Below are 20,072 nucleotides of genomic sequence, written 5' to 3'. Positions count from 1 at the left end.
GATGGTATCAAAAAGATACAAAGATAGATAGGGATGCAGGTGCTATACTCTTTGTATGGACGAGTGTTGCACGGTGAATCTCACGGTGCGGTATCTGACGAAGAAGTGGATGCTGCTGATTATTCTTGAGTTGTTTAAGGGAGAGAATCATACCAGAAGGTTTTCGGAGCTGAAGGACCGGCTGCCTGATATTACGGCGAAGGTTTTGTCCGAGCGCCTGCAGGAACTGGAGGCTGAGGGAATTGTTTCAAAACATGTTGATGCGAGCGTTGTTCCTATCAGATCAGAGTACACGCTGACTGCGAGCGGTATCGAGCTGATGGAGGTTGTGCGGGGGATTAAGTACTGGGCGCTGAAGTGGAAGATCGATAACATTCCCTGCGGCGATCAGGAATGCAAACACTGTAAGCTGTGATGATTCATTCTGTAGGCGGTGTCTGTTACACGTCGCCTTCTCGCGAAAAATCATGCCTTTCACACGCTACACCATGCAAACTCCGCCAACTCTGCGCCAACTATACGCAACCGTTTGCCGCATCATAAAGACTAAAATCAAAATCCAATGCCATGTGAAAGGAATTCGTATATACGTATAGTGAAAACGAAAATTCACTCCCATTAACCAAATAGAGATCAACAGCCCCAAAGAGATCCAGGCAAAACACACTCCAACTATACGCACTATACGAAATAGCAACCAAACACAACAAAATCAAAAAATATGCAAAATACAATGATTTCAACTATACGAAAAACCCCACGAACATTACGCATACATAATATTCTGTGAAAATATGAAAGGGCCAAGGCCGGGACTCGAACCCGGGTCTAAGGATCCACAGTCCTAAAGGATGACCAGCTACCCTACCTTAGCCTGAAAACCAGTTTCTCTGGAATGAATTCGGTTTCACACCGCCGTGTGAAACACTCTAATACATAGGGTGTTCCCAAATATTAACATATCCTTTGGATTGGTGTTGCCTAGTAATTCTTGGCCTCCCACGGAAAAACAGAACACACGGAGTTTTACCGAAAAAACATCACGGAGCAGACGTGAACATCACAGAAATATCGTTTCAAAGGTGAGTTCCGTGATGTTTTTTTCCGTGAAATTTTCTGCGTATTCCGTTTTTCCGTGGGCGGAGTTGTCCAAACGCAAACAGTGTTTACCGATAAACAAATTAATGGGCAAAACCCTTTGGATTGTAGTCGGGGCAGGTTGTGTTCGTTGATTTGGGAATAAATTTTGTTAGTCGTGATTCTCTGTAGGTGGTCTCACGTGGTTACCTTAAATGAAATCACATAAAGAAATCCCAATAAACGAAAATCATTCACCCGAAAAAGTCCCGGATGCCATTCACGTTTATTACTGTCCACCACCAATAGTTACGTAGTTTTTGTCTCTGTTTTTTGGAGTTCAGAGAGTGAGGGAAAAAGATATGACAGAAGAACACTTCCGGACCCCGATTGTCTGCGTGCTCGGGCATGTAGACCACGGGAAAACATCGCTTCTGGATAGGATTCGCGGCTCGCGTGTTACCGCAGGGGAAGCAGGGGCAATCACCCAGCATATCGGCGCAACACTGATACCCATCGACTCCATTCAGAAAATAAGCGGTGACCTGGGAAAGATGAAGACCTCAGTCCCGGGCCTTCTCTTTATTGACACACCCGGACACCATGCATTCACCACGCTTCGTGCCCGCGGCGGCGCACTCGCCGACATCGCAATTCTCGTGGTGGACGTGAATGAAGGATTCAAACAGCAGACGATCGAAGCTCTGCAGATTCTCAGAAACTGTAAAACTCCGTTCGTCATTGCCGCAACAAAGATCGACCGCATCCCGGGCTGGCGGCCGCAGCAGAACGCAGGTTTCCTGAAATCATACAAAAGTCAGAACGACCGAGCCCAGACCGAGTGCGAAAACCGTGTCTACGAACTGGTCGGAAAACTTTCCGACCTCGGTTTCAACTCCGAGCGGTTCGACCGCGTGAGTGACTTCCAGCGAAACCTTGTGATCGTTCCTGTCAGCAGCATGACCGGTGAAGGCATCGGCGACCTGCTGATGGTCATGATCGGTCTTGCTCAGCGCTTCTTAACCGAAGGTCTGAAGATGACCGTCGAAGGTCCTGGCGTTGGAACTGTTCTTGAAGTAAAAGAGGAAAAAGGTCTTGGCACAACCCTTGACGTTATTCTCTATGACGGCATCATCAGCATCGGCGATGAAATCGCTGTTGCGGGTGCTGAAGGGCCAATCGCAACCAAAGTGCGTGCGCTTCTCCAGCCGCGACCGATGAAGGAAATTCTGGTCGAAGATCGGTTCGAACGCGTCAAATCCGTGATCGCCGCAGCCGGAGTCAAAATCACTGCACCGAATCTGGAGACAGTCATTGCCGGCTCCCCGCTTCGGGTCATTCGCGATGACCGCGACGCGGTGCTTGCAAAAATAGATCAGGAGATGCAGGAGATCAATGTCAAACTCTCCGAAGTCGGTATCACTGTCCGGGCCGACACAATCGGTGCTCTTGAAGCACTTTCCAAAGAGCTGGAAGGAAAGAACATCCCAATCATGCGCGCTGAAGTAGGTCCTGTCAGCCGTCATGACCTGATTGAGATCAGCGTCATGAAGGACGAATCCTACAAAACCGTGCTCTGCTTCAACGTCCCTCTCCTGCCGGACGCAGAAGCAATGATCCGCGACGGCGATGTGGATGTTAAGGTCTTCTCCAACCGCGTCATCTACAAACTCATCGACGAGTACATCGCATGGCGCGACGAACTTGCCCGAGCGCGTGAGGCAAAACAGTTTGAGACCGTCGTACTTCCGGCGAAGTTTTCCATTCTTCCCGGCTGCGTGTTCCGCCAGAGCGGCCCCGCGGTTGTGGGTGTGCGAATCCTTGGAGGAATTCTCCGGCCGCATGTCAATGTCTCGACGCGCGAGGGCAAGGTTGTTGGTGAGATCAAGCAGATCAAACTGAACAAGGAAAGTATTCAGGAGGCAAAGGAGGGTGCCGAAGTTGCGATCTCCATCGACGGCGTCACAATCGGGCGACAAATCGATGTCGGGGAGACGCTTTACGTTGCCGTGCCCGAGCGACATGTGAAGGTTTTGGAGACGGAAATGTACTCTCATTTAAATCCCGGTACTCAGGAGGCACTTGAGGAGTATGCCAACATTTTCCGCAAGACCGAGTTCTTCTGGGGGAAGTAGTATAAATGGGGAGAGACTAACTATATGGGTACTTCGGCATCCTATTGATATCGAGGAGATGTGCTTATACAATGGTAGACTTTAAGGTCGTACTGTCAGACCCGAAATCCGGTCTTTCGTACAAAATAGATGCCACGGGCGCAGCTGCAGGTGCACTTCTGGGAAAGAAGATCGGCACCGAAGTTGACGGCGCTCCGTTTGGTATGAACGGCTACAAGATCACAATCACTGGTGGATCCGACAAGACCGGTATTCCGGCACGCGCTGACCTTCCGGGCAACGGCAAGAGAAACCTTCTCTTATCCGACGGATTTGGTTTCCACGCAACCCACCACGGTGAGAGAAGAAGAAAAACCCAGCGCGGCAATGAGATCGCAGCTGATTTCGTTCAGGTAAATGCCAAAATCTCCACCTACGGCGAAAAGCCGGTCGCAGAGATCTTTGCTCCGGCAGAAGCTGCAGCAGAGTAACTCTCTCATCAATACTTTTTTCTTTTCTTCAAAATTTCTAAAAAAAAAATTACGCGTTGTGATTTTTTGAAATCTTTACAGTCGCGTAGAAAAATTATTGTTTCTGATTGTTACATCGTCTCTTTCAGAGCCGGCAGATATGCATCATAGGCCACGCGATATTTTTTTGCCAGAAGAATCATTGCTGCCTGCGGCAGAAGAAGATTGTCAAAATGTTCGTTGATCTCCTGCAGTTCGGCTGCGAGATCTTTTTTGGTTTTTCCAGTCGCTGTGGCAATGTCTTCGAAGAGTGCTTCGACCGGATCTTTTTCTGCTTCTGTTGCAGAAAAGATCTCATCGCCCGGCCGGAACCCGAGAGGTATGGTGATGTCTGCAAGAGATCCGGTAAACCGGTAACTGGTTTCCGAGCCGTCTTTACTAATCAGGTTGCGTTTTGATGCGAGGTCGATCAGTTTTTTCGCCTGGTCCTGACTCATCCACCGTTTGTCCTGTACATAGTAGAACACCAGCTCCATCTTGGTGAGCTTTTCTTTTCTTCCATGTTTGAAAGGCGCGGCAATGGTGGTTTCCAGTTCGGTCACGAAAGTGCCTCAAGAATCATTTTCTTCATGTCCATTGAATCGAATCCTTCGATGGACGGAGACTTGGTGATGAAGACTTCGGTTCTGTCACCTTTTTCGATGGTGCGGATCATGAAGCGGTGGTCGTTTAAGGGCACGTTGCCGGATGCTTTGAGCAGGGTGTCGGTGAGGACAACGACAATGTCAGCGGCATCGGTTGCAATTTTGCTCATCTGAGAACCCTTTACAATCTGTTCAAATCCAAGCCGGTCATTGGCAAGCAAAACACTGATCTCCCGTTTGATTGGTCCGCGATCGGTTCGGAAATTATCCTGTCGTCCGGCGAGGGACTCTACGGCGTCCAGAAATACCGGAAAATGGACATCTGCTTCAAACTCAAGATCGCAGCGGTTGGGAAACTGATAGGACACTCTTCTCATGTATCAGATATTGGTAACTGCTACGGATAAGTATATTCTGCTGTGATGCGTTGCATCCTTATTTGTGAGATGAATACGACCGGCAGTCTCCGAGAACTGTACGTTCACGTAACTGAGAAAAGAAAAAAAATATTATGGTTATTCGAGCAGGACTGCGTTGATAACGCCGTCCTGACCCGGGCGACTGACGATGCGGGCTTTACCGATGTCGGTAATGATGATTGCGCCCTTGGTCATCAGGCTTCGGCGAACATAGTTCGGGTTTGCTGCGTTCTCTGCCACAGAAGTGATCTTTGCCTTCTGGACTTTTCCGGTCTTCTTGTCGCTGACGTTTGCGAACTCACAGCGGAGTGCGCGGACTTTCGTGTTGCCGCCGGTCACTCTGATGGTCTTTACACGGGTTGGGCCAACAATGGTGTCTGCCGGGGATCTGCCGATCTCGAACCGTTTCTTTCCACGGTTTGCGTGGTAGCGGCCGCCGGTAGACTTTCTAACGGATCTTCCTTGCCAAAGCATGAATTAATTATCTCCTATAATGTGTTTCTCTGATCGAATGTCCGGAGGTTGTCCGAACATCTCAGTCTTTTCCAGAGTCCTATATGTATAGGCTCTACCGATATTTAAATTCCTTTAGGCAAGGATTGCGTCAACAACTTCCTTGACCCCTTCACCTTTTCTGAGATTGGTTTTGATGATGATCATCTCAGGGTTGTAGCGTTTGATGTCGTTTATCATGCGTTCGACGTTGCAGCCGACAGCTTCAGCGAGATCGATTTTGTTGATGACTGCAATCTGGCAGTCGCGGAACATCATCGGGTGTTTGTTGACCACGTCGTCGCCTTCGGTGGTGGAGATAACGACGATCCGTTTTTCTGCGCCAAGTTTGAAGTCGGTCGGGCAGACCATGTTGCCAACATTTTCGATTAAGACTACATTGATTCCGTGGAGGTCAAGGTGGTCGAGCGCATGGTGGACGAGATGCGCATCAAGGTGGCACTCTTTTCCGGTGTTTGCATTGAAGGCAGGAATGCCGGTCTTGACGATTCGCTGGAAGTCATCATCACCGTAGACATCGCCTGCGATTGCGGCAGCGTTGAGGTTGCGGCGCTTGAGTTCGGGAACGATCTGTTCAACGAGCGAGGTTTTACCTGAGCCTATGGCTCCGAGAAGATCAAATGCACGGACGCCGTGCGCTTTGAAATGTTCTGCGTTATGTTCCGCAAGACGGTTATTCGCGCCGTAAATCTCGGCTTCCATGTGAACATCCACGTGGTGCATAATGGTAGTATTGGTGTGCGTCTGGTTTATAGATGCGCTATTTCTATTCTGCGTATGAGTGCGTCATACCGTGAACAAGAAAAATATGTTTTTGGTCAGCTACAGATTACACAAAGTAATCATATCAAAACATTATGTAAAGTTATATTAACATCGACTGCCCATTATATTATGTCAGAGAAAAATTCTGACACCCCACACACACTCAGGAGAAATGCCATTATGAACACTCTTGCAAAAATTACTGCAGTTCTGCTTGCTCTTACATTGCTGGCTCTGCCGGTAGTTGCAGCAGAAACCGAGGGAGAACACGGCTATTTTGTTGTGTCAATCTCAGATGATCATTCCACCCTATATCTGAAATACATTCCACCTGTCGAACATGAAGCGATCCCAGAACACATGGAGCTTCGCCCCTACTTCCGGGACAGCGATCCGGAGCTCGTGATCATTGACGCAGGAGATCCTTTGGTCGATGATCTGATCGCGAAAGGAGCGATCGTTATGATGCCGGACACAGTTTTGGAAAACTCTGCCGGATCGATGACATACGAGTATGCGGCAGTCCCATAAAGAAAATACCAATATTCATATTTTCTTTTTTCTGCTTTCCGTTTCGTTTCTTCACAACGTCTGAAGGATTCGTTATTGTTTGAAATTTTTTGGCATGTCATTTTACTTGAAGCAATCAAGGTAAAAAATTTCCCGTACCGAAAATTATTTTTTCAGATTTTTGCATCGAAGATCCTTCATCGCCAATTACCTTATAGATCATCAACGCCAAACAGTACTACATCCATGGCGATTCGTTTTCTCTATCCCTGTTACTTCAATGCAGGTCTGACCCGCTCTCAAGGAAGACGCGTGGCAAAAACTCTTGCAGTATCCTCACCGAACCTTGCTCAGGTTACCCGTGCGGTAAAACAGTGCAGCGTAACTGTCCTTGACGAAGAGCGCGACATCATGCATCCGGCACACTGGTTTTCCCGTGAAGGCAGACTGCGGGTTGAGTATGAGGGAAGCAAAGAGGAACTTCTCCAGAAAGTTGCACACAAACTGAGCGGGAACTAAGAAAATCATGTACGATTTCCACTGCCACACAACGATGAGCGACGGAGAACTTCTGCCGACCGAACTTCTCCGCAGACTCTCTGTCCTCGGCTACACCGAAGTTGCCATCTCGGATCATGCAGACTTTTCCAATGTGGAAGCACTCCTTTCCGCCCAGAAAGCAGTAAAAAAATCTGCGGAACTTTTTGGACTGCGTCTTTACTCAGGCATTGAGATTACGCATGTGCCACCGGAACAGATCGATGAGCTGGCAGGATATGCCAAAGCGCTTGGTGCAGAGATTGTGGTGGTGCACGGCGAGACAGTTTCTGAGCCGGTAGCTCCGGGAACCAACATGGCTGCACTTTCCAGCAGTTATGTGGATATCCTTGCACACCCGGGTCTCATCACCGAAGAAGAGGCACGACTTGCCGCACGAAACAACATATATCTTGAGATCACTGCGCGTGGCGGACACAACAGAACAAACGGCCATGTAGTCTTTGAAGCCCGTCGCGCGGGTGCATCTCTGGTAGTTGAGTCTGATGCCCACGGTCCTGATGATCTGTTGAGTGAACAGGTGAAGTATCTTGTTGCTCGGGGGGCAGGGATGCGTGAAGACGAGGCAAAAACAGCTCTTTCTCTATCCGCAGATGAGGTCAGAAATCTCTGACTCTATTTTACTATTCTGGAACAAGTTTATATAGTCCTCACTCATCATAATATATTGCATATATATTCTGTGGTTTGATTCTGCAGTATATGCGGTATGATTTCGAGGCTGATTTGTGAAGTTTGCAGGAAGTGTTACAGCAATTCTTGGACAACGACTGTTAGTTGTCAGAAGTGATGCGGGTCAGCTTCCTCCTCTTTACACAGGGGTTGCCGATGCAGAAAATCGCCCTGTTGGTAAAATTGTAGATCTCTACGGAAGCGTTTCACGCCCCTATCTTACCGTTCTGTGCAATGAAGGTGTTTGCGCATATGTTGGGGACAATCTCTATGTAATCCCCGAATCAAAACCGGAAAAACCAGGGAAAAAACATCATCATGCGTCCGGACGCACGGGGACGGACAATAGCCGCCGCCCGAAGACCGGAGGTTCAATATGGAAAAAGAAATCGAGAAGCTGAGACAGTTAAAGGAAGAGCGCGAAAAGATGAAACAGCGGCAGAACACCGCTGTGGAAAAGGTGAAGGAGAAGCAGGGAGGCAATGACACCACTGCGACGGTCTGTCCGGAATGCGGTAGCCGCCAGCTTGTCCATGACTATGAGCGTGCGGAACTGGTTTGTCAGCAGTGTGGTCTTGTGCTTGATGATGACTTCATCGACCGCGGACCGGAGTGGCGTGCGTTTGATCATGATCAGAGAATGAAGCGGTCGCGTGTTGGTGCGCCGATGACCTTTACGATTCACGATAAAGGTCTGTCCACCATGATCGACTGGAGAAACCGCGACAGTTATGGTCGTGCAATCTCTTCGAAGAACCGTGCCCAGCTTTACCGGCTGAGAAAATGGCAGCGCCGTATCAGAGTTTCGAACGCAACCGAACGTAACCTTGCATTTGCCTTATCCGAACTGGATCGTATGGCATCTGCTCTTGGTCTTCCAAGAAACGTGCGTGAGACCGCAGCAGTTGTTTACCGTGACGCGGTTGACAAGAATCTGATTCGCGGAAGAAGTATCGAAGGAGTGGCAGCAGCCGCCCTTTATGCCGCATGCCGTCAGTGTAATGTTCCGCGAACGCTTGATGAGATTGCGGAAGTGTCGCGTGTTTCAAGAAAAGAGATCGGCAGAACCTACCGGTTCATCTCCCGTGAGCTTGGCTTGAAACTTCTACCGACTTCTCCGGGCGATTATGTGCCAAGATTCTGTTCAGGTCTGAACCTGAAGGGTGAGGTCCAGTCGCGTGCGATGGAGATCTTAAAGCAGGCAGGCGAACGCGAGCTTACAAGCGGGCGCGGTCCGACCGGTGTAGCTGCCGCTGCCATCTATATCTCGTCAATTCTCTCCGGAGAACGCAGAACCCAGCGTGAAGTCGCTGATGTTGCGGGTGTGACCGAGGTCACGATTCGGAACAGATATAAGGAATTGGCAGAACAATTAGATATTGAGATTATTCTCTAATCGGGATTAACTTCCCAACAATACTTTTTATCGGGCTCGTATATCAGGGGTAGATAGCTACGTTCGCAACGTAGATGCCGCGGGTTCAAATCCCGCCGGGTCCATTTTTGTTTTTTTGAATGCTGTTCACAAAGTTCTGCCGCCCACGGAAAGGCAGAACACACGGAAATTTCACAGAAAAAAATCACGGAGCAGACGTGAACATCACGGAAAGATTTCTGATACTAGCGTATCAAGCTCACCGACAAAAATTGAATTGGAATTTTATTTTCATGCCAAATATCGCTTTGAGTATCGGTTCCGTGATGTTCACGTCTGCTCCGTGATTTTTTCCGTGAAATTTCCGTGTGTTCAGTGTGTTCCGTGGGCGGCAGAATCTCGCGGACAGCACTCCCCCAAAAAAAGAAAAATGAAATTGGTTGAAAAATATTTCTACTCTTCTTCCTGTGCTTTGATCTCTGCGATGTGTCTGCGAACCGCAATGGTGTCTGCGGAAAGAGGGAGGTCCTCCCACTTGACCAGATCGCCGTCAGTATCACAGAGTGCGACCGGCGGATCGGATTTCTGGGTCAGGAATGCAGTCACCAGCATGGCAATACCTCCCATTGCCCAGGGAACAAAGGTCTGAATACCGATCCAGAGATTATCCTGCGGCTCGATAGCAATCTGACCGAAGTAGATCGACTGGGCAATGATACAACCGATCACGCCAATAAACCCGACAACAATCGATGCAATCGCGGACGATGCATTGCATCTCTTCCAGAAGAGGGCGCCTATCAGTGCCCAGAACATGCAGTTGAAGAGAATCGTAAACGAGAAGATCATCATCCAGTACAAACTGTCGATCACAAAACTGAAGAACACACAAAATACCCCTATCACCAGAACCAGCATACGGGTAAGCCGGAGAACCTGCAGGGAGGTGGTTGCGTACTTGGAGAGCGAACCATGCAGCATCAGTGTAGAGATTGCCGCAGACGCTGCAAAAATCGTAGAGCTTGACGTTGACATGATTGCTGCAAGCAGTGATCCGATAAAGACCGCCATCAGAACAACACCAATCGCTCCCATCACGCTTGGATCAAACAACTTTTCCGCAAGGACCAGCAGAACATAGTTTCCGTCTTCGGCGAGTACGTCAGCCATGGGAGCGCCCGAGGCGGTGGTCGCCCCCTGCGAAACCATCACGATTGCAATGAGTGCGATCAGCATCGAGAAAAATCCTGCGATCGCATACATTCCCGAACCGATAAGAAGACCCTGCTGAGCAGACTTCGTATCGCGAGCGCAGAGAACACGTTGTGTCAGCTCAACTGAAGCAAGGTATCCAAATCCCATTCCCGAAAGGCCTGCAATCCAGGTGAAGATACCGAGAGGATCAACCGTGAATCCGGTACTCACTGCGCCTGCTCCATCGTTCGGGAACAGGTTCCAGAAGTTTTCCGGTGTTGCGGCGTTCAGTACGTCAAGTCCTCCGACAAAGACGATTCCGGTCGGAATCAGAATGATCAGTCCAAGCATAATCATCACTGCCTGAATGTTGTCGGTGTAGACAACCGCAAGCATTCCGCCAAGATAGGTGTACAAAACCACAATGAGTCCTGCAATGATTGCGCAGATGAGAGGATCAAAATCCAGAAACAGTTTGAAGATGGTGGTCAGAGCGACAATATTTGCCGCAGTCCAGGTGATCATGGAAGGAATGCACATCAGCGTGGCAACGGTTGCTCCGCGTTTGCCAAACCGCAGACGATACATCTCGCTTAAGGATGCGATCTTGAGTTTTCGAAGAATCGCACAGAAGAAGATTGCCATCAGCACAAGCGTCAGACAGGTTGCCCAAGGATCTGCAATCGTGGATACCACGTAGCCGGTATATGCAGTTCCCGCAGCTCCGAGCAGCACGCCACCGCACCAGTTGGTTGAAAAGACTGTTCCGCCGACCATTAAGGGGCCGACCCCTTTGCTTGCGATCAGATAATCTGCTGCACTTTTATCTGCGCCTTTCCGCTGCACAAAGTATCCGATGGCGATCATCGATGCCATGTAGATGACGACAATTATCAGTACGAGATTGTCGATAAAGAACTGACTTATCTGCTCTAAACCCATAGACCACACTCCAGATTTGATGGGGAAAATATATTGGATAAACGTCTGCTGCCACCCCCGTGACACCACACGTGTTATGCTAACTTTGTTGCCTTCGTAATTTCTTAAAGGTGTCTCATGAAAAGATTTCAGTACAATCTGATTTGCACTGATTGGGAGATGCCTGCCGATAATTTTTGGTGAGAAAAAATGTTTGCAATCTGTCGGAAATTTTGTTCACCGACTTCATAAAGATTTTAATTGGGCAATGATGCCTCGGGAAAAAAGAATTTTTGTGCAGCGGTACTTTTCTGCCGCGCAAATATTTGTGACTCAGACGATTGTTATCTCTATGGTGTCGTAAATTTCCTGATACTCAATGCCGTCCGGGGTGATGTTTGTGACCAGCATATCACGAATCATGGTCTGTTCGTTTGTGGTGTTGTCAGGGTTGAACGTTCCATCTTCTGCGATATCAGCTTCGGAAATACTGCGGGTGTACGTAAGCCGCTGTCCTGCTTTCAGATCATTTTTGTCGATGCCCATATTTTCACAGTCTTCGTTTGTCCAGACCGAGATCATGTCCGTTCCGGCAGCATAGATGGGCATACGAATGGTGTCGCCTTTGTTCATGCCGACAATATTTGCTGCAATGACGTTGTACTCTCCAACCAAGAGCCAGTAAGGACTCTTGTGGGTTTTGCTGTTCAGCGTCATGTAGTCATCGTCTGTGGTGTTGCCTGCCGTAACTACAACGTTCTCCGTCAAAATTATCGGGACCGGCATCCTTCCTGCATCAAGAATTTCTCTGTACTTTGTTTCATTCGAGGTGACCATGACGGTATCACCGATGTACATGGTGAACTCGACGGTAACATTGTCTCCAGCTTGTATCGGCTCGGACGGAGTTGTCCCGATACAACCGGCAGCAAAAACAAGACCGCCGAGAAGAAGAACAGCAAGGACTGCTGCGAGATGTTTCATGGATAATGTATAGGTTACTATACATTAACAAGTTTATGGAAGGGAAGGGCTTTGCATGGGTAATTCTGAATCGCTCATGAAACGCAGGCATGTGAAGTGTGGGCGAGCCGGGATGAAAAATGCAAAGCCGAAAAAATAAAAATTATTCGATGGTTGTTACCAGCGCCCAGTCCGGGAGACCTGGTGTCAGCCCGAACGCCCAGAGCACGAGGGTAAACAACAGGATCGTAAATATCGCAACACCAAGCAGATTCATTGCCCATCCTGCATTTATCATATCCTTCATCTCCACATACTCAGTACTGTAAGCAATAGCATTCGGCGGCGTTGCGACCGGCAGCATAAACGCAAAACTCGAACACACCGCAGCAGTCATCATCAGAATCCATGGATTGACCTGAAGAGACAAAGCCGTGACCGCAAGAATCGGCATCATCACTGATGCGATCGCCGTGTTTGACGTCACTTCGGTCAGAAGCATCACCACCACTGCGATGATTATCACCAGCAGAACAATTGGAACTCCGTTCAAAACCGAAAAGTATCCGACAATCGCCTGAGCAAGACCGCTTTTGATGAACGCCGCCGACAGGCACATGCCTCCGCCGAAGAGAAGAAGAATTCCCCATGGAATGCGGACAGCCCACTCCCAGTTCATGGTAAACTCCTGCTTTTTCCAGTTGACCGGAATCAGGAAGAGAAGAAGGGCGCCAAAAATTGCAACCGTACAGTCATCAATTCCCGGAAAGATCATCTCAAGACCGGGAATCGTGATGGGGCCAAGATCCTTATTTTTCTCAAAGATCCAGAGAAACGCTGTCAGGATAAATACCGCAAGAGTATTTTTCTCACCGCGGGACATGGGACCAAGCGCTGTGATCTCCTGGGTGAGTACATCCTTTGCATGATCAAGCGTCTTTGGCATTTTGCGGTAGGCAACCCTTGTTAACCAGAGCCACGCAATTGGAATGAAGATGAGGAGAAGCGGGATACCAAACTTCAGCCAGGTGAAAAAGTCAATGGTCGGTGCTTCCGGGAACAGTATCTGCATCTGGGCAACGAGAATTCCGTTTGCCGGCGTTCCGATAAGTGTCGCAATGCCTCCGATACTTGCAGCATATGCAACCGCAAGAACAAGACAACCGGCGAAGGCTTTCTGTTCGGTGGTCATGTCCTTGTAGACTTTGGTTGGGAGGACGGTTGCAATGATGGCGATGGCAATGGGGATCATCATCATGGCGGTCGCCGTATTCGACATCCACATGGACAGAAATGCTGTTGCGATCATGAAACCGAGCACCAGTCTCCGCGGACTGGTACCGGTAAACCCAATGATCTTCAATGCAATGCGTTTATGCAGACCCCACCGCTGCATGGACATTGCAATAATAAACCCTCCGAGAAAGAGGAAAATAATTTTGTCAGCATAGGGAGCACATGCTTCGGCAGGGCTCAGAATGCCAAGAAGCGGGAACGCAACGATCGGGATGAGGGCAGTTGCCTCAATCGGTATAGGCTGGGTAATCCAGAAGATAGCCATCAGCACTGTTACAGCCGCAGCATACCTTGCTGAGACCGGAAGGATCGTTGGATCTATCGGGATTAACAGTATGGCAATGAATGTCGCAATGCCAAGTATTAACCCAATGCGTTTATCCATAACTTATACTGTATACATGATACCAATTTGAGTATTGCTTTTTTGATTTCGGGTCGTCAGGAATCAACGACACAAACCATGCTGTTACCCTCTACTTAATCATCTTTCCAGACAAATGATACACCACATTCTATAAACGAATACAGTTTCAGGATTTGCATATACAATGGCAGAGGAAATACCCCAGGCACAAATTGAGAAGGACGAAGCGCGAAAGCGGTATGAGTTCAAAAAATCGTTGGAAAAGCTGGAGGAAAAGGAAGGCTCGGGAACAGAACTGATCTCTTTGTACATCCCGCCCGACAAACAGATCTACGACGTAACCGCACAACTCCGTGACGAGTACGGCCAGTGCGCCAACATCAAAAGCAAACAGACGCGAACCAACGTGCAGAGTGCAATCTCCTCGATTCTCGCACGGCTGAAATACTTCAAAAACCCGCCGGAGAACGGCATGGCAGTATTTTGCGGAGCCATCAACGTCGGCGGAGACAAAACCGATCTCGAATCGATCATTGTTGAACCGCCAGAAGTAATCCGTACCTACAGCTACCGATGCAGTTCAAGCTTCGAGCTTGAACCGCTCAAAGCGATGCTGGACGACAAGTACGTCTACGGACTTCTTGTCATCGACCGCCGAGAAGCCTACTGGGGATTCTTACGCGGCACCCACATCGAACCAATCAATGGAACCACCTCGACCGTCCCCGGCAAACAGCGTAAAGGTGGTCAGTCAAGTATTCGTTTCGAACGCCTGCGTCTGATCGCCATCCATGACTTCTACAAAAAAGTCGGCGAGCGTGCATCCGAAGCATTTCTGGCTGAACCGAACTTCTTCGAAAAATTCAAAGGCCTTCTGATTGGCGGCCCGATGCCAACCAAAGAAGAGTTCGCAGAAGGAGATTTCCTGCACCACGAGGTAAAGAAACGTCTTATTGGTCTCTTCGACGCATCCTACACCAACGAGTTCGGTCTGCGTGAACTCGTCGACAATGCCCAGGACGCCCTTCGTGGTGTCGACATCATGGATGAGAAGAAGGAGATGACGCGGTTCTTCAAAGAGCTCATCAAAGAGAACGGATGCGCAGCATATGGTGAGGAAAGCGTGCGGGCAAACCTTGAGGCAGGAGCAGTTGATACCCTGCTGCTCTCCGAAAAACTCAGAAAAGCCAGACTCACCATTCAGTGCGGCAACTGCGGTTATCAGGAGATCAAGACGATGCAGGTTGAAGCCGGCAAAAAGTTCAAGGACCTCCCGCTCGGTCACTGTCCGCAGTGCCAGTCGCCGCTGTTCCTTGCTGACGAGACTGATATTATTGATGAACTCACCAACCTCGCCGACACCTCAAACACCCGCGTTGAGATCATCTCTGATGACTTCGAGGAAGGGTCTATGCTGTTCAATGCATTCGGCGGAATTGCCGCAGTGCTGCGGTACCCAACAGGGATGTAAGCATTATGTACCGGGAATATATTCAAAAAGTTGAGACTCTTCTCCGCGAAATTACCGGAGAAGAGGATGTGCTGCTTACTGACGGCGGCGACCATGCCGACATTGCATCAACCGTTGCATTCGCCCTGGCAAAAAAAGAGCGGAAAAATCCGGCAGCGATCGCAACAGAGATTGTCGCAAAAGTTTCCGCCCGTCCTGACGCTGCAGGACTTGCAGTTTCTGCGAAGGGTCCGTACATTAACTTCGTGTTCGGCGGAGAGTATGTGGCTGACTCTGTTCGTGCCGCTCGCGGTGCAGACTACGGCCAGCTTCCGGCCCGGACCGAACGGGTGATTCTTGAACACACGAGCGCAAATCCGAACGGTCCTCTGCATGTAGGTCACATCAGAAACACCGTTATCGGGGACACTTTGGTTCGTGCGTTCCGAAAGGCAGGATATCCGGTTGAGGCCCAGTATTATCTCAATGACATGGGCCGCCAGATTGCAATCGTTGCGTGGGGCGTCAAAAATCTCCATTACGATAGACTGCCAAACGAGAAGGGCGATGATTTTATTGTGCGCCATTATGTGGAGGCCAATAAAATTGCAAAGGCAAAGCCTGAGATCGAGCCTGAGTTTGATGTGATGATGGAAAAGATCGAAGCAGGCGATCCTGAGACCGTGAAGCTGTTCCATGATTCGGTTGACATCTGTGCTGAAGGCATCAAAGAGACTCTTGCGTCGATGAATGTTCATCACGACAGATTTGTCCGCGAGACGACGTTCCTCTGGAACGGGGAGATGCAGAAGGTTATGGCCAGAATCGAAAAGCTGCCCGAGGCCAATCACGAAGACCAGATGATGTATCTGGATCTCTCGGACAAAGGGTTCGGCAACAAGTACGTGCTCCGCCGCAGTAACGGAACTTCGGTGTATGCGGCCCGCGACCTTGCGTTCCATCTCTGGAAAAACGGCCAGTGCGACCGGAGCATCGATGTGCTCGGCGCTGACCACAAACTGATCGGCGCACAACTTCAGGCAACACTATCTCTGATCGGTGAGCGGCCGCCGGAGATTGTGCACTTCGAGTTTGTGTCGCTGCCGGAAGGATCGATGACGACCCGCGGCGGTGTGTTCATTACTGCTGACGAGCTGATCGCAGAGACGAAGAAACGTGCTCTTGAAGAGGTGACGGTTCGTCGTCCTGAACTTTCCGAATCTGAACGTTTGCAAATTGCGTCCGCAGTCGCGATTGGTGCGGTGCGGTATGATATTGTGAAGGTGTCTGCTGAGAAGTCGACGGTGTTTGACTGGAAGGAGGCGCTGGACTTTGAACGCCAGAGTGCTCCTTACGTTCAGTACGCTCATGCCCGTGCCTGTTCAATTCTGGAGAAGGCAAAAGCCGAAGGAGGGTTTGCAGAGAATTATTCGTACACAGATTCGTATGAGATTGCGCTTGCGAAGCACATCGCACACTTCCCATATGTGATCGAGAAAGTGGTGATGGAGCTTCGTCCGCATCTCCTTGCAACCTATGTTCGCGACCTTGCGGATCTCTTCAACTCGTTCTATCGGTTCGCTCCTGTGCTGAAGGCGGAAGGGTCTGTCCGTGATGCACGGCTGACGCTTGTTGATGCAAGCAGGAACACGCTTGCATCAGCGCTTGATGTTCTTGGCATTGAAGCACTGAAGTCGATGTGATTTCTGATCAGTGGCGTGGGAAATTTTTTTCTCGCCATTGATCGGATCATATTTTTTTGTGGAAAAATATTTCCGCGAATTTTTTTCTTCGCGAATTTTTTTTTTGAAAATATTTTTGTGAAATTTTTTTGATCTTTGGTGTACGTCTCTGCCCATCAATTCGTTTACTGATAACTAACACTCATCGTAGCTCCGCCCACGGAAAAGCGGAGTACACGGAAGTTTCACAGAAAAAAAAATCACGGAGCAGACGTGAACATCACGGAAATACATCGCTCGAATTCCGTGATGTTCACGTCTGCTCCGTGATTTTTTTTCTGTGTGTTCCGCTTTTCCGTGGGCGGCAGGACTTAATAGACAACATACAAAAATTCCAAAAAAACAAAAAATTATTTCCCAACCCGCACCCCCAATCTGCAGTGAGCGTTCATTTCATAAGGTACCATAACAACATATCTGTTTGGAGGTACAAAGGAGCCGCAGTGCTTCTCAATCATACTATAATGACACAACAACTCATACTCAAACCAGAAAAGTGTGTAGGATGCAGAACCTGTGAACTCATGTGCTCCTTTGGACACAACGGAGTTTTCAATCCACGTCTCTCCTCAGTCAGCGTCATCGATTATCCTGAATCAACAGTCACCATACCGCTCATGTGCCTGCAATGTGAGGACGCGGTCTGTCAGAACGTCTGCCCGGTCGGAGCAATCTACCGCGACAAAAACGACGCGGTTGTCATCGACCCGGCAAAGTGTATCGTCTGCAAACTTTGCGTCAACGCCTGCCCGCTCGGGAACATGAAGTTCTCGCCGATCACGCGTTCGGTCTTCAAGTGCGATCTCTGCGGCGGCACGCCCCAGTGCGCAAGATACTGCCATGCAGGAGCGATCGTGTATGTTGATCCGCACGAGGACTCGGACCGGAAAAAACGCATCGCTGATCAGTTCAAAGAAGCATTCTCGGAGGTGAAGTCATGAACGGTTATATCGGAACCATACTCAGAGTAAATCTTGCCGCGGGAGAGATAACCAAAGAGCCGCTCAACCAGCAGCACGCAACAGACTATGTCGGAGCCCGCGGCCTTGGCACCAAATACTTCTGCGACGAAGTGGATCCAAGAGTCGATCCGCTCGGCCCTGACAACAAACTCATCTTCATGACCGGTCCCTTAACAGGGACAGCTGCTGCATCCTGCGGCAGATACGAAGTCGTCGCAAAGTCTCCCTTGACCGGAACAATAGGTGCTGCAAACTCAGGCGGACAGTTCGGACCCGAGCTGAAGTTTGCCGGATATGATGGAATCATCTTTGAAGGCGTCAGCGAAAAACCGGTCTATCTCTACATCAATGATGCAGATGTTGAGCTTCGCGACGCTGCTGAACTCTGGGGAAAGTCGGTCCATGCAACAACCGACGAGCTGAATGCAGCTCTTGGGCAATCATTCAAAATCTCCTGCATTGGTCCTCCCGGAGAGAACGGATGTCTGTATGCCTGCGTCATGAATGAAAAACACCGGGCAGCAGGACGAGGCGGCCTCGGCACGGTCATGGGCAAAAAAAATCTCAAGGCGGTCGCGGTGAAAGGAACCGGTTCGGTTCATGTCGCCCGCCCGGCAGAGTTCTATGAAGCGCTCAGTGACGCCCGTGCAAAAATTGCCGTTCATCCCGTCGCAGGTCAGGGGCTTGGCATGCTCGGGACCGAAGTCCTCGTCAACATCATCAATGAAAGCGGTGCTCTGCCGCTTCACAACTGGCGTGACGGCTCGGTCTTTGACAAAGCCGACGACACGTCGGGTGAACGTCTTGCCGACAAGTTCCTGCTCAAAAACAAAGGATGTTTCGGCTGCTCGATTGCCTGCGGCCGCATCACCCGCGTTCCAAGCGGACCCTACCAGTCATTCGGCGAAGGACCTGAGTACGAAGCAGGCTGGTCATTTGGTGCCGACAGCGGTGTGAGCGATCTCGCCGCAATCGTTCGGGCGAACCATCTCTGCAACGAGTACGGCATGGACCCGATCACGCTCGGGGCAACAATTGCCTGTGCAATGGAGCTGTTCGAGATGGGTGCACTCCCTGAGTCCGACATCGGCATGCCTCTCCGGTTCGGCGATGCCGACGCAGTGGTAAAACTCACCGAGCTGGTCGGCAGAAACGAAGGTTTCGGCAAGACCCTCTCGCTTGGATCCTATCGGCTCGCAGAACAGTACGGTCATCCCGAGCTTTCCATGAGCGTGAAAAAACAGGAGATGCCTGCCTACGACGGGCGTGCCATTCAGGGAATGGCGCTTGAGTACGCGACATCCAATCGCGGCGGCTGTCACGTCCGCGGCTATCTCACGTCCCCTGAAATTCTCGGCATTCCAGTCAAGACCGATCCGCTCGTCACCGAAGGAAAAGCGTCTCTGCTGAAAACATTCCAGGACCTGACCGCCCTCGTCGACAGTCTTGGCATGTGTCTGTTCACCACATTCGCCCTCGGCCTTCCGGAGATTGCGGCCCAGTACCGTGAATGCATCGGCAGCGATGAGTCGGACGCTGACATTCTCCTGAAAGGCGAGCGGTGCTGGAATCTTGAAAAACTTTTCAACATCACAGCTGGCGTTGAGAAGGATACCCTGCCGCCGCGGCTTCTGCGGGAGAAACTCCCGTCCGGCCCTGCCAAAGGAAAAGTTGCCGAGCTTGACGTGATGCTCAAGGAGTATTATGAACTTCGCGGATGGGACGGCGAAGGAGTTCCATCAAAAGACAAAAAGGACGAACTCAGCATCTGATGGTTTCATGAAAATCAAATTTTTTGCAACCTACCGGGCGATCACCCGCTGCAACGAAACAAACATTCCAGCAGAAGAGAACATTCTCTCTCTTCTGCGTGAACTCTCCAAAATCTATCCCGGCCTTCGGGACAAAATCCTCAATCCAGAAGGAACCGACATTGGCCTTGAAGCGATCATTCTGGTAAACGGCAGAAACATCGTTCACCTGAATGGTGTTGACACCAAAATCACCGACGACGATACCGTCGCACTATTTCCGCTTGTAGCCGGAGGATGAGCGAATAT

20 protein-coding genes and 2 tRNA genes are annotated in these 20,072 nt (G+C 49.8%); 14 read left to right on the top strand and 8 right to left on the bottom strand.

The features are described 5' to 3' along the window. The first annotated feature begins 55 nt into the window (after window positions 1–55). Window positions 56–415 (top strand): winged helix-turn-helix transcriptional regulator, encoded by a 360-nt coding sequence (locus McpAg1_RS05425; protein ID WP_338094282.1) that lies wholly within the window; start codon window positions 56–58, stop codon window positions 413–415. Window positions 416–801: 386 nt separating this feature from the next. On the opposite strand, the gene McpAg1_RS05420 is transcribed toward McpAg1_RS05425, so the two are convergent. Continuing rightward, a tRNA-His gene (locus tag McpAg1_RS05420) sits at window positions 802–874 on the bottom strand. A 565-nt stretch (window positions 875–1,439) separates the two neighbouring features. Between McpAg1_RS05420 and infB the strand changes: the two genes are divergently transcribed. Both infB and McpAg1_RS05410 read left to right on the top strand, forming a co-directional pair. Next, entirely contained in the window at window positions 1,440–3,212 is a 1,773-nt protein-coding gene (gene infB, locus McpAg1_RS05415) for a translation initiation factor IF-2 (RefSeq protein WP_338094281.1), read from the top strand. 71 nt (window positions 3,213–3,283) lie between these two features. Next, on the top strand, window positions 3,284–3,682 hold the full coding sequence (locus McpAg1_RS05410; RefSeq protein ID WP_338094280.1) for a 30S ribosomal protein S6e: 399 nt from the start codon (window positions 3,284–3,286) through the stop codon (window positions 3,680–3,682). 110 nt (window positions 3,683–3,792) lie between these two features. Here McpAg1_RS05410 and McpAg1_RS05405 read toward each other — a convergent pair whose 3' ends face one another. The 4 genes from McpAg1_RS05405 to hypB all read right to left on the bottom strand — a co-directional run bounded on the left by McpAg1_RS05405 (window position 3,793) and on the right by hypB (window position 5,960). Continuing rightward, window positions 3,793–4,263, bottom strand: a complete 471-nt coding sequence (locus McpAg1_RS05405) for a DUF2240 family protein (protein WP_338094279.1) — start codon at window positions 4,261–4,263, stop codon at window positions 3,793–3,795. Further along, the gene (locus McpAg1_RS05400; RefSeq protein WP_338094278.1) at window positions 4,260–4,682 is read right to left on the bottom strand and encodes a hypothetical protein; all 423 of its coding nucleotides are present in this window, start codon (window positions 4,680–4,682) and stop codon (window positions 4,260–4,262) included. Before McpAg1_RS05400 ends, McpAg1_RS05405 begins: the two co-directional genes overlap by 4 nt. Before the next feature lie 138 nt (window positions 4,683–4,820). Next, window positions 4,821–5,198, bottom strand: coding sequence for a 30S ribosomal protein S8e (locus tag McpAg1_RS05395; RefSeq protein ID WP_338094277.1), 378 nt, complete (start codon window positions 5,196–5,198; stop codon window positions 4,821–4,823). 114 nt (window positions 5,199–5,312) lie between these two features. Further along, window positions 5,313–5,960: a hydrogenase nickel incorporation protein HypB gene (gene hypB / locus McpAg1_RS05390; protein ID WP_338094276.1), complete on the bottom strand. Its 648-nt coding sequence runs from the start codon at window positions 5,958–5,960 to the stop codon at window positions 5,313–5,315. A gap of 222 nt (window positions 5,961–6,182) precedes the next feature. Here hypB and McpAg1_RS05385 point away from each other — a divergent pair, with 222 nt between their 5' ends. The 6 genes from McpAg1_RS05385 to McpAg1_RS05360 all read left to right on the top strand — a co-directional run bounded on the left by McpAg1_RS05385 (window position 6,183) and on the right by McpAg1_RS05360 (window position 9,242). After that, a complete protein-coding gene (locus McpAg1_RS05385; protein WP_338094275.1) occupies window positions 6,183–6,533 on the top strand; it encodes a hypothetical protein in 351 nt (116 codons plus the stop codon). Window positions 6,534–6,758: 225 nt separating this feature from the next. Continuing rightward, window positions 6,759–7,031, top strand: coding sequence for a signal recognition particle subunit SRP19/SEC65 family protein (locus tag McpAg1_RS05380; RefSeq protein WP_338094274.1), 273 nt, complete (start codon window positions 6,759–6,761; stop codon window positions 7,029–7,031). A gap of 7 nt (window positions 7,032–7,038) precedes the next feature. After that, complete coding sequence (locus tag McpAg1_RS05375; RefSeq protein WP_338094273.1) at window positions 7,039–7,683, top strand: histidinol phosphate phosphatase domain-containing protein; 645 nt, start codon at window positions 7,039–7,041, stop codon at window positions 7,681–7,683. A gap of 115 nt (window positions 7,684–7,798) precedes the next feature. After that, on the top strand, window positions 7,799–8,143 hold the full coding sequence (locus tag McpAg1_RS05370) for an H/ACA ribonucleoprotein complex subunit GAR1 (protein ID WP_338094272.1): 345 nt from the start codon (window positions 7,799–7,801) through the stop codon (window positions 8,141–8,143). Then, window positions 8,119–9,138: a transcription initiation factor IIB gene (locus McpAg1_RS05365; protein ID WP_338094271.1), complete on the top strand. Its 1,020-nt coding sequence runs from the start codon at window positions 8,119–8,121 to the stop codon at window positions 9,136–9,138. Before McpAg1_RS05370 ends, McpAg1_RS05365 begins: the two co-directional genes overlap by 25 nt. A gap of 32 nt (window positions 9,139–9,170) precedes the next feature. Beyond that, a tRNA-Ala gene (locus McpAg1_RS05360) sits at window positions 9,171–9,242 on the top strand. Window positions 9,243–9,570: 328 nt separating this feature from the next. Here the strand turns inward: McpAg1_RS05360 and McpAg1_RS05355 are convergent. The 3 genes from McpAg1_RS05355 to McpAg1_RS05345 form a co-directional block, all read right to left on the bottom strand. Further along, the gene (locus McpAg1_RS05355) at window positions 9,571–11,253 is read right to left on the bottom strand and encodes a sodium:solute symporter family transporter (RefSeq protein WP_338094270.1); all 1,683 of its coding nucleotides are present in this window, start codon (window positions 11,251–11,253) and stop codon (window positions 9,571–9,573) included. Window positions 11,254–11,565: 312 nt separating this feature from the next. Further along, window positions 11,566–12,216 carry a hypothetical protein gene (locus McpAg1_RS05350; RefSeq protein WP_338094269.1) on the bottom strand — a complete coding sequence of 217 codons (651 nt, stop codon included), beginning with the start codon at window positions 12,214–12,216 and terminating at the stop codon, window positions 11,566–11,568. Window positions 12,217–12,358: 142 nt separating this feature from the next. Then, window positions 12,359–13,876: an SLC13 family permease gene (locus McpAg1_RS05345; RefSeq protein ID WP_338094268.1), complete on the bottom strand. Its 1,518-nt coding sequence runs from the start codon at window positions 13,874–13,876 to the stop codon at window positions 12,359–12,361. Between the two features lie 166 nt (window positions 13,877–14,042). On the opposite strand from McpAg1_RS05345, the gene prf1 reads away from it, so the two are divergent. From prf1 to McpAg1_RS05320, 5 genes are all read left to right on the top strand, one after another. Continuing rightward, window positions 14,043–15,329, top strand: coding sequence for a peptide chain release factor aRF-1 (prf1, locus tag McpAg1_RS05340; protein WP_338094267.1), 1,287 nt, complete (start codon window positions 14,043–14,045; stop codon window positions 15,327–15,329). Between the two features lie 5 nt (window positions 15,330–15,334). After that, a complete protein-coding gene (gene argS, locus McpAg1_RS05335; RefSeq protein WP_338094266.1) occupies window positions 15,335–17,011 on the top strand; it encodes an arginine--tRNA ligase in 1,677 nt (558 codons plus the stop codon). A 503-nt stretch (window positions 17,012–17,514) separates the two neighbouring features. Further along, window positions 17,515–17,991: a 4Fe-4S dicluster domain-containing protein gene (locus tag McpAg1_RS05330; protein WP_338094265.1), complete on the top strand. Its 477-nt coding sequence runs from the start codon at window positions 17,515–17,517 to the stop codon at window positions 17,989–17,991. After that, a complete protein-coding gene (locus McpAg1_RS05325; RefSeq protein ID WP_338094264.1) occupies window positions 17,988–19,784 on the top strand; it encodes an aldehyde ferredoxin oxidoreductase family protein in 1,797 nt (598 codons plus the stop codon). Before McpAg1_RS05330 ends, McpAg1_RS05325 begins: the two co-directional genes overlap by 4 nt. A gap of 7 nt (window positions 19,785–19,791) precedes the next feature. Beyond that, on the top strand, window positions 19,792–20,064 hold the full coding sequence (locus tag McpAg1_RS05320; RefSeq protein WP_338094263.1) for a ubiquitin-like small modifier protein 1: 273 nt from the start codon (window positions 19,792–19,794) through the stop codon (window positions 20,062–20,064). Window positions 20,065–20,072: the final 8 nt, after the last annotated feature.

It is taken from the genome of Methanorbis furvi (assembly GCF_032714615.1).
GTDB classification, from domain to species: Archaea; Halobacteriota; Methanomicrobia; order Methanomicrobiales; family Methanocorpusculaceae; genus Methanocorpusculum; species Methanocorpusculum furvi.
Note: the sequence above shows the minus strand (reverse complement) of the source record. Positions and strands in the feature narration are given on the sequence as shown.

What these genes read in the sequence shown, in the direction of transcription:
- McpAg1_RS05395 (WP_338094277.1), bottom strand. Translation starts at nt 5,198, where the DNA reads ATGCTTTGGCAAGGAAGATCCGTTAGAAAGTCTACCGGCGGCCGCTAC.
- McpAg1_RS05375 (WP_338094273.1), top strand. Translation starts at nt 7,039, where the DNA reads ATGTACGATTTCCACTGCCACACAACGATGAGCGACGGAGAACTTCTG.
- McpAg1_RS05365 (WP_338094271.1), top strand. Translation starts at nt 8,119, where the DNA reads ATGGAAAAAGAAATCGAGAAGCTGAGACAGTTAAAGGAAGAGCGCGAA.
- McpAg1_RS05400 (WP_338094278.1), bottom strand. Translation starts at nt 4,682, where the DNA reads ATGAGAAGAGTGTCCTATCAGTTTCCCAACCGCTGCGATCTTGAGTTT.
- infB (WP_338094281.1), top strand. Translation starts at nt 1,440, where the DNA reads ATGACAGAAGAACACTTCCGGACCCCGATTGTCTGCGTGCTCGGGCAT.
- McpAg1_RS05380 (WP_338094274.1), top strand. Translation starts at nt 6,759, where the DNA reads ATGGCGATTCGTTTTCTCTATCCCTGTTACTTCAATGCAGGTCTGACC.
- McpAg1_RS05345 (WP_338094268.1), bottom strand. Translation starts at nt 13,876, where the DNA reads ATGGATAAACGCATTGGGTTAATACTTGGCATTGCGACATTCATTGCC.
- McpAg1_RS05425 (WP_338094282.1), top strand. Translation starts at nt 56, where the DNA reads ATGGACGAGTGTTGCACGGTGAATCTCACGGTGCGGTATCTGACGAAG.
- argS (WP_338094266.1), top strand. Translation starts at nt 15,335, where the DNA reads ATGTACCGGGAATATATTCAAAAAGTTGAGACTCTTCTCCGCGAAATT.
- hypB (WP_338094276.1), bottom strand. Translation starts at nt 5,960, where the DNA reads ATGCACCACGTGGATGTTCACATGGAAGCCGAGATTTACGGCGCGAAT.
- McpAg1_RS05350 (WP_338094269.1), bottom strand. Translation starts at nt 12,216, where the DNA reads ATGAAACATCTCGCAGCAGTCCTTGCTGTTCTTCTTCTCGGCGGTCTT.
- McpAg1_RS05330 (WP_338094265.1), top strand. Translation starts at nt 17,515, where the DNA reads ATGACACAACAACTCATACTCAAACCAGAAAAGTGTGTAGGATGCAGA.
- McpAg1_RS05385 (WP_338094275.1), top strand. Translation starts at nt 6,183, where the DNA reads ATGAACACTCTTGCAAAAATTACTGCAGTTCTGCTTGCTCTTACATTG.
- McpAg1_RS05320 (WP_338094263.1), top strand. Translation starts at nt 19,792, where the DNA reads ATGAAAATCAAATTTTTTGCAACCTACCGGGCGATCACCCGCTGCAAC.
- McpAg1_RS05325 (WP_338094264.1), top strand. Translation starts at nt 17,988, where the DNA reads ATGAACGGTTATATCGGAACCATACTCAGAGTAAATCTTGCCGCGGGA.
- McpAg1_RS05410 (WP_338094280.1), top strand. Translation starts at nt 3,284, where the DNA reads ATGGTAGACTTTAAGGTCGTACTGTCAGACCCGAAATCCGGTCTTTCG.
- McpAg1_RS05355 (WP_338094270.1), bottom strand. Translation starts at nt 11,253, where the DNA reads ATGGGTTTAGAGCAGATAAGTCAGTTCTTTATCGACAATCTCGTACTG.
- prf1 (WP_338094267.1), top strand. Translation starts at nt 14,043, where the DNA reads ATGGCAGAGGAAATACCCCAGGCACAAATTGAGAAGGACGAAGCGCGA.